Here is a 7,414-nt window from a genome sequence, read left to right as displayed (position 1 = left end):
AGCATCACCGCGAGGTCGCGCTGGAGCCGGCGGAAGAGCGCGGCGCCGACGGCGAGGACCAGGAAGGCGCCGAGGACGAGGTAGAGCATCGTCGCCCGGCCCCGGCGGCTGCAGTTCTCCGGCCGCGACGCGCTGACCCCCGGGGAGCGGCGGATCGCGGGCCTCGCGGCGGCGGGTCGCACGAACCGCGAGATCGCGCAGGAGCTCTACGTCACGCCGAAGACCGTCGAGAACCAGCTGGGCCGGGTCTACCGGAAGCTCGGAATCACGTCGCGCCACGACCTCCCGGGAGCGCTCGCCGTCGACGGGTGACGGATCGGCCGACCTTCCCGGCGTCCGCGGAGCTGGCTCGGCGTGGCGCGCATCGGGGAGGCGTCGGCACGGCCGCCGACCGTGGCGTGGTCGCGGTGCCCGGTGCGCTCATCGCGGCGGACCGACCGCCGCGCCGAGCGATTGGGGGGTGGCCCCCTCATGACGTGCGGGCGCCGACGCGCGACGGTGGTCGAGATGACGGACCGGGCGCCCACCGTCCTGACGCTCGAGCTCGACGAGGTCGTCGAGCCGATCGCGGGGCGGGTGCGCACCGCGGCCGGCCGGGCCCTGCCCTTTCGGGGCTGGACCGGGCTGGCCGCCGCCCTCGAGCGGGCCACGTCGTCGCCCCCACCACCCCCACCAGAGGAGTCCCCAGATGCCTAAGCGTCTCCCCCGACCCCGGCCCGCCGGGATCATCGCCCTGCTCGCCCTCTTCCTCGCCCTCGGCGGGACCGCCACGGCGGCGAAGCTCATCACCGGCGCGCAGATCAAGAACAGCTCGGTCACCGGCGCCGACCTGAAGAACAGCTCGGTCACCGGCGCCGACGTGAAGAACCGGTCGCTGACGGCGTCCGACCTGAGCGCGGCGACCGTCAAGTCCCTGGCCGGCAAGGCCGGACCGACCGGCGCGACGGGCGCGGTCGGCCCGGCGGGCCCCGGCGGTCCCGCCGGCCCCGCCGGTGCCGCGGGCGCGCCCGGTGCGCAGGGTCCGGCGGGGATCGTCAGCGCCCTGACCGTCGCCGACGATACCCACACCGTGACCGGTGCCGGGACGCGTCAGGTCCTCGCGAAGACCCTGCCCGCCGGCCGCTACGTCGTCCAGGCGAAGCTCTCGGCGTCCTCCGCGGGCACGGCCCAGACGAGCTGCACCCTGCGACGGACGGCGGGCTTCCTGACGATCGACAGCGCGGAGTTCGACCCGGAGTCGGCGAACCAGGACGTCCCGCTCGCCCTCCTCGGCACGGTCGAGGTCGCCGGGGCCGGCTCCGACGTGACGCTCCTGTGCTTCGAGGCCGGCGGCGACCTGACGGTCTCCGACGCGGTCCTCGTCGCGACGCCGGTCGCCACGATCGGCTGATCGCGGAGCTCGCCGGCCGGCCGCGCCGGGCTGGTTGCGATTCCCTCGCCCTGGGCGACGGAAGGGCGACCAGCCCCGGACCGACGGCCGGGCGCCTACGCCTGCCCGGCCTCCTCGACCTCGCCCTCGACCTCCAGGAGGACGTCGCGCAGCTGCTGCAGCTGCGCCTCGTCCGGCTCCGCCCAGAGACCGCGGTCCGCGGCCTCGAGCAGGCGCTCGGCGATCGAGCGCAGCGCCCAGGGGGAGGACTGCGAGAGGAACGCGCGGACGTCCGGGTCGTTGACGTAGCGCTCGGTGACCTTGTCGTACATCCAGTCCTCGACGACGCCGGCGGTGGCGTCGTAGCCGAAGAGGTAGTCGACGGTGACCGACAGCTCCATCGCGCCCTTGTAGCCGTGGCGGATCATGCCGGCGACCCAGCGCGGGTTCAGCACGCGGGAGCGGACGACGCGGCGGGCCTCCTCGGCCAGCGTGCGGGTCTCCACGGTCGTCGGGTCGGCGGAGTCGCCGAGCCACGCCTTGGGCTCCTGGCCGGTGATCGCCTTGACCATCGCGACCATGCCGCCGTGGTACTGGAAGTACCCGTCGGAGTCGAAGATGTCGTGCTCGCGGGTGTCGAGGTTCTTCACCGCGATCTCGATGCGGCCGAACTGCTCGCGCATCGACGCGTGGGCCTCGGCCCCGTCGAGGCCCTTGCCGTACGCGTAGCCGCCCCAGGCCTCGTAGACGCGGGCCAGGTCGCCCTGGTCGTGCCAGCTGCGGTTGTCGACGAGCTCCAGCAGCCCGGCGCCGTAGGTGCCGGGCTTGGACCCGAAGATGCGGGTCGTGGCGCGCCGGCGTGCCTTGGCGCGCTGGGCGGTCGCGGCCTCGCTCTGCGCGTCCCCGCCGAGCGCCGCCTGCTCGAGCAGGTCGGTCAACAGGCGCGCCTCGTCCTCGCGGACGTGCTTGGCGACGAAGTTCTCCTCGTCGGACTCCGGCAGCGCGGCGACGGTCGCGACGGCCTCGTCGATCAGGGCGATCAGCTGCGGGAACGCGTCGCGGAAGAAGCCCGAGATGCGGACGGTGACGTCGATCCGCGGCCGGCCGAGCTCCTCCAGGGGGACCACGCGCAGCGACGTCACGCGCCGGGTCTCGCGGTGCCAGACCGGCTCGACGCCGAGCAGCGCGAAGATCTCCGCGATGTCGTCGCCGTGCGTGCGCATGTTCGCCGTGCCCCAGACGACGATGCCGATCTGCTCCGGCGCCCGGCCCTCCTCCTCGACGTGCCGACGGACGAGGTCGTCCGCCAGCCTGCGGCCGGTGTCCCACGAGAGCTGCGACGGCAGCGCCTTCGGATCGACCCCGTAGAAGTTGCGGCCCGTCGGCAGGACGTCGAGACGACCGCGCGTCGGCGACCCCGAGGGCCCGGACGGCACGTAGCGGCCGTTGAGCGCGCCGACGACGTGCGTCAGCTCCTCGGTCGAGCGGCGGATCCGCGGGACGACCTCGCTCGCGGCGTAACGGAGGACGCGCTCGGTCTCGCCGTGGCCGCGGCCGAGCGTCCCGGCCGTCAGGTCGCGGATCGCGACCGCGTCCGACGGCCAGCCGGCGTCGCCGAGCGCGTCGATCAGCGCACGCTGGGCGGCGTCGAGGCGGTCGACGACGTCGCCGGCCGTCGCGGCCGGGCCGGGGAAGCGGTCGACGAGGGCCGCGAGGTCGGGGGAGTCGGTGGTCGGCAGACCGGCGCCGGAGCCCGCGGCCCGGGCGGCGGGGGCGTCCGCGCCGGCCCGCGCGCGGGCGCCCGGCCCGGCGTCGTCGGATCCGAGGCGCGCGGCGAAGGGGTCGTCCGCCGCGACGGCCGGCGCGGGGAGCCGTGCGCCCCCGGCGGCCACCAGCGCGTCCTCGTCCAGCCCGAACGCGCGGCCGACGACGACCCGCAGGCCGGGCAGGTCGCCGGAGCCCAGGCGCATGATCGCGACGGCCAGCCCGCGCAGCTGCTCCTCGTCGGGCACGCGGCCCAGCACGTGCAGCCCGTCGCGCACCTGGAGGTCCTTGATCGAGCAGAGGTACGTGTCGATGTCGGAGACGAGGTGCTCGAGGTGGTGCTGCAGCTCGGCCGCGTCCCCTCCGGCGCCGGTGCCCTCGAAGGCCGCCAGCTCGTCGTCGTGCAGGCCGAGGTCGTGGTGGAGGTCCGCCGACCGGACGACCTCCCAGATCCGGCGGGCCAGCGCGGGGAGCTTCTCGGGGTCGAGCGCCTCGATGCGGACGTACTCGTCGAGCAGGTGCTCGAGCTCCTGCAGCTCGTCGTAGGTCTCCGCGCGCATCATCGGCGGGACGAGGTGGTCGACGATCGTCGCGTGCACCCGGCGCTTGGACTGGACGCCCTCGCCGGGGTCGTTGACCACGAACGGGTAGACCAGGGGCAGGGAGCCCAGGATCGCGTCGGGGTGGCACTCCGACGACAGGCCGATCGACTTGCCCGGCAGCCACTCGAGCGTGCCGTGCTTGCCGAGGTGGACCATCGCGTCCGCACCCCACGCTGCCTCGAGCCAGCGGTACACGGCGAAGTAGTGGTGCGGCGCGGCGCGCGACGCGTCGTGGGAGAGCGCGGCGGCGTCCTCCTCGCTGGTGGCGCGCGGCGGCTGGATGGCGAAGAACACGTCGCCGAGCTCGATGCCGGCGACGACGACGTCGCCCTCGAACGTGTACTGGGGGACGATGCCCGCCCGGCCGCCGGCGGTCCAGGTGCCCGCGCGCGGTCGGCCCTTCGCGTCGGAGGTCACGGGGCGGCCGTCGGCGCCGAGCGCGGGCGCACCGTCGTCGAAGACGTAGCCGGGGCCGTGGTCGCGCTCGACGATCGAGCGCAGTCCTTCGGGAAGGGTCGCGAACCAGGCTGCGTACTCGGCGCCCGGCAGGCGGTACGGGTTGGCGGCGAGCTGGTCGTCGGTGAGCAGCTCCGGGTCGTGCCCGCCGCGCTGGATCAGCGCGTGGATCAGCGCCTCGCCGGCCGCGGTCGCCTCGGCGGCGGTGATGCTCGGCGCGTCGAGCGCCTCCTGCAGCGCGGGGATCGACGACGCGTCCACGCGCTGGCCGTCCGCGATCAGCGCGCGCAGCAGCTCGACGGCCGACGCGGGCGTGTCGAGGCCGACGGCGTTGCCGATCCGCGAGTGCTTCGTGGGGGAGGAGGAGAGGACGATCGCGATCCGGCGCTCGGCCGCGGGCAGGCGGCGCAGGCGGGCGTGGCGGACGGCGAGCCCGGCGACCCGGCGGGCGCGCGCGGGGTCGGCGACGTAGCGCATGACCGGGGTGCCGACGTCGGCGACGGCGCTCCCGGCGGCGGTCGCGGGCTGCGCGGCGTCGTCGTCGTCCGCCCCGGCCGCGGGGCCCGCGGCGACGGCGGGCGCCTCGCGCTCCTTGAACGACACGACGCCACCGAGGATGCGACCGTCGAACTCGGGGATCGCGACCTGCATCGCGACGTCCAGCGGCGTCAGGCCCGCGGGGTTCTCGGCCCAGCGCTCGCGGGACTGCGTCGCCGCGGCGGCCTGGATGACCGGCACGCCCAGCTCCTCCAGCTGCGCGACGTCCCACGTCTGCCACGCGTCGTTGCGGCCGTCGTCGTCGGAGTCCGCGTCGGGGTGGGTGGCGGAGACGGTCTTGGCGTCTCCGGCGTTCGAGCCGCCGGACGCGAGGACGGTGGTCAGCAGCGCGTCGACGATCGGAACGCGGGACGCGGGACCGTCGGCGTCGGCCGCCGCGTGGTCCGCCGCCGGGCCGGCGTCGGTGCCGCGGTCGCCTGCCGCGCCGGCCTCGACCGTCAGCAGGTCCAGCGCCGCGATCCGGCCGTCGGTCCCGGGCCGCAGGGACGAGCACCACACGGGCAGCGGGACGCCGCCCTCGGCCGCGACGGCCGCGGCGATCGTCGCGACGAAGCCGGTGTTCCCGGCGGTGCGGTGCGAGCGGTAGAAGACGATGCCGACCACGGGGCGGTCGGCGACGGGCAGCCCGAGGGCGCCCGAGCGCAGCGCCGGGTCGGTCACCTGGGCGTCCGCCCCGCCGAGCACGGGCGAGGCGTCGCCGGCGGCCTCCGCGGCGGCGATCCGCCCGCGGGCGGCGGCGAGCGCGTCGTCGACGGAGAGGTCGCCCCGCTCCGGGTCCCACGCGCTGTGCTCCGGCAGCGCCCGCGGCGCGTCGAAGCCGTCGCCGCGGACCAGCAGCGTGTCGCCGAGGAAGCGCAGCAGCTGCGCGGTGTTCTCGACGCCGCCGTGGCGCAGGTAGTCGTGCGCCTGGGCGACGACGCCGGAGGAGACGGTGGAGCGGGCGGCGAGCTCGGCGTCGGGCTCGGACTCGCCGCCGACGGCGACCAGCGCGATCCCGTCGGCCACGCAGCGCGCGTGCAGGAGGTCGAAGCCCTCCTCCCACGCGCGCCGGCCGCCGAGCAGGCGCACGAGGACGACGCGCGCGCCGTCCAGCAGGCCGTCGACCAGCGTCGCCGCGTCGAGGTGCTGCGCGGGATTCGCGCAGCGGACGGCCGGGAAGTCCTCCGGCAGCAGCGGGACCGCGGCGGCCGTCGCGAGGATCTCGGTGTCGGCGGTGGTGACGAAGCGCAGCAAGGGGGCGACGATACCGGGGCGCCCGCCCGCCCCGGAACCGGAGGGCGGACCGCCGGTTCGGGCGGGCGAATCGCCCCTGCGATCGCGCCCACGGTGCCCGCGTGCGAGGATGCACAGGTGCAGCTCGGGCGGCACAGCTCGTCCGGAGCGGACGAGCCTCCTGGCGTGTCGGCCGGTCCGACGGTCGATGCACGGTCCCCCGTGTTCCCTCCCGACCCCAATCAGCGACCAAGTCAGACGGGACACCCGTTCCCGCGCGACCCGTCCGACCCCGCGTCGATCGAGGAGCCCAGCGGCCCGCCGACCCACGACGAGGCGCCCGCCATCCGCGGCCTCTTCAAGCGGGTCGTGATCGGGATCGGGGTGATGCTCGTGCTGATCGTCGTCGTGCGGCTGCTCGCCCCGCACGTCGGGTTCCTGAACGAGACGTGGCAGAAGGTTCGCACCGGCGACCCGGTGTGGTTGATCGTCGCTGTCGTCCTCGAGGGCTTCTCGTTCGCGGGGTACGTCCTCGTCTTCAACGCCACCGCGCGCCGCGCCGGGCTGCGGCTGCCGCGGTTCACGAGCTGGCGGATCGTGCTGGCCGGCGTCGCGGCGACGCGCCTCCTGGCGACCGCCGGCGCGGGCGGCATCGCGTCGACGACCTTCGCGCTGCGCCGCCACGGCCTCGACGCGCGACACGCCGCCGCGACCGTCGCCGCGCAGATCGCGATCATCTACGTCTGGTTCATCCTGCTGATCGCGGTGACGGGCCTGGCGCTCTTCGTCGCCGGCCACGGCCACAACGCGATCACGATCGTGCCGGCCGGCATCGCGGTGCTGATCCTGGTCGTCGCGGGCCTCGGGCGCCCGCTGCTGCGGCGCCTGGCGGACTCGACCTCGGAGCGCGAGGGCCGGGTCGCACGCGTCCTGGCCTCGATCCCGGCCACGCTGGACGACGGCGTCCACACGGTCTCGACGGTCGTCCGCGAGCGCGATCCGGCGATCCTGGGCGGCGCCCTCTGGTGGCTGGCCGACGCCGCCGTCCTCTGGGCGGCCTGCCACGCGTTCGGCGCCTCGCCGAACATGCTCGACATCTGCATGGCCTACCTGATCGGCCAGGTCGCCAACCTGCTGCCGATCCCCGGCGGCCTCGGCGTCGAGGCCGGCCTGCTGGGCATGCTGGTCGCGTTCGGCGTGCCCGGCGGCGTCGCCATCCTCGCGAGCCTCACGCAGCGGCTCGTGTCGACCTGGCTGCCGGCCCTGCCGGGCGCCGTCGCGCTGGCGGCCATCGGCCGCCCGTCGCCGGACGCCGAGGTCGTCCCGGTGGACGACGACCACCGACCACACGGCCCGTCGCCGGCCCCGGCCTGACGGGCGCCGGCGCCCGCGGGCGTCCCAGCGGTGACCCCGGGGACGCCGTCCCCCGAGGGCCCGCCTCCCGGGACGCGCC

The 7,414-nt window shown here is 75.8% G+C and carries 6 protein-coding genes; 4 read left to right on the top strand and 2 right to left on the bottom strand.

All coding sequences use genetic code 11. The annotated features are described in order from the left end of the window. Window positions 1–182: hypothetical protein (locus tag AB0L40_RS25270; protein ID WP_364361148.1), on the bottom strand; the 182-nt coding region annotated here is incomplete at its 3' end. On the opposite strand from AB0L40_RS25270, the gene AB0L40_RS25265 reads away from it, so the two are divergent. The 3 genes from AB0L40_RS25265 to AB0L40_RS25255 all read left to right on the top strand — a co-directional run bounded on the left by AB0L40_RS25265 (window position 109) and on the right by AB0L40_RS25255 (window position 1,390). Continuing rightward, complete coding sequence (locus tag AB0L40_RS25265; protein ID WP_364361150.1) at window positions 109–312, top strand: helix-turn-helix transcriptional regulator; 204 nt, start codon at window positions 109–111, stop codon at window positions 310–312. The two genes, AB0L40_RS25270 and AB0L40_RS25265, sit on opposite strands and share 74 nt — an antisense overlap. A 195-nt stretch (window positions 313–507) precedes the next feature. Then, window positions 508–696, top strand: a complete 189-nt coding sequence (locus AB0L40_RS25260) for a hypothetical protein (protein WP_364361146.1) — start codon at window positions 508–510, stop codon at window positions 694–696. Continuing rightward, window positions 689–1,390: a hypothetical protein gene (locus AB0L40_RS25255; protein ID WP_364361144.1), complete on the top strand. Its 702-nt coding sequence runs from the start codon at window positions 689–691 to the stop codon at window positions 1,388–1,390. The genes AB0L40_RS25260 and AB0L40_RS25255 overlap by 8 nt, the downstream gene beginning before the upstream one ends. A 95-nt stretch (window positions 1,391–1,485) precedes the next feature. On the opposite strand, the gene cobN is transcribed toward AB0L40_RS25255, so the two are convergent. Continuing rightward, window positions 1,486–5,982, bottom strand: coding sequence for a cobaltochelatase subunit CobN (gene cobN / locus AB0L40_RS25250; protein WP_364361142.1), 4,497 nt, complete (start codon window positions 5,980–5,982; stop codon window positions 1,486–1,488). 201 nt (window positions 5,983–6,183) lie between these two features. Here cobN and AB0L40_RS25245 point away from each other — a divergent pair, with 201 nt between their 5' ends. Further along, entirely contained in the window at window positions 6,184–7,335 is a 1,152-nt protein-coding gene (locus tag AB0L40_RS25245; protein WP_364361140.1) for a lysylphosphatidylglycerol synthase transmembrane domain-containing protein, read from the top strand. Window positions 7,336–7,414: the final 79 nt, after the last annotated feature.

It is taken from the genome of Patulibacter sp. NPDC049589 (assembly GCF_040675535.1).
Classification (GTDB): Bacteria; Actinomycetota; Thermoleophilia; order Solirubrobacterales; family Solirubrobacteraceae; genus Patulibacter.
Note: the sequence above shows the minus strand (reverse complement) of the source record. Positions and strands in the feature narration are given on the sequence as shown.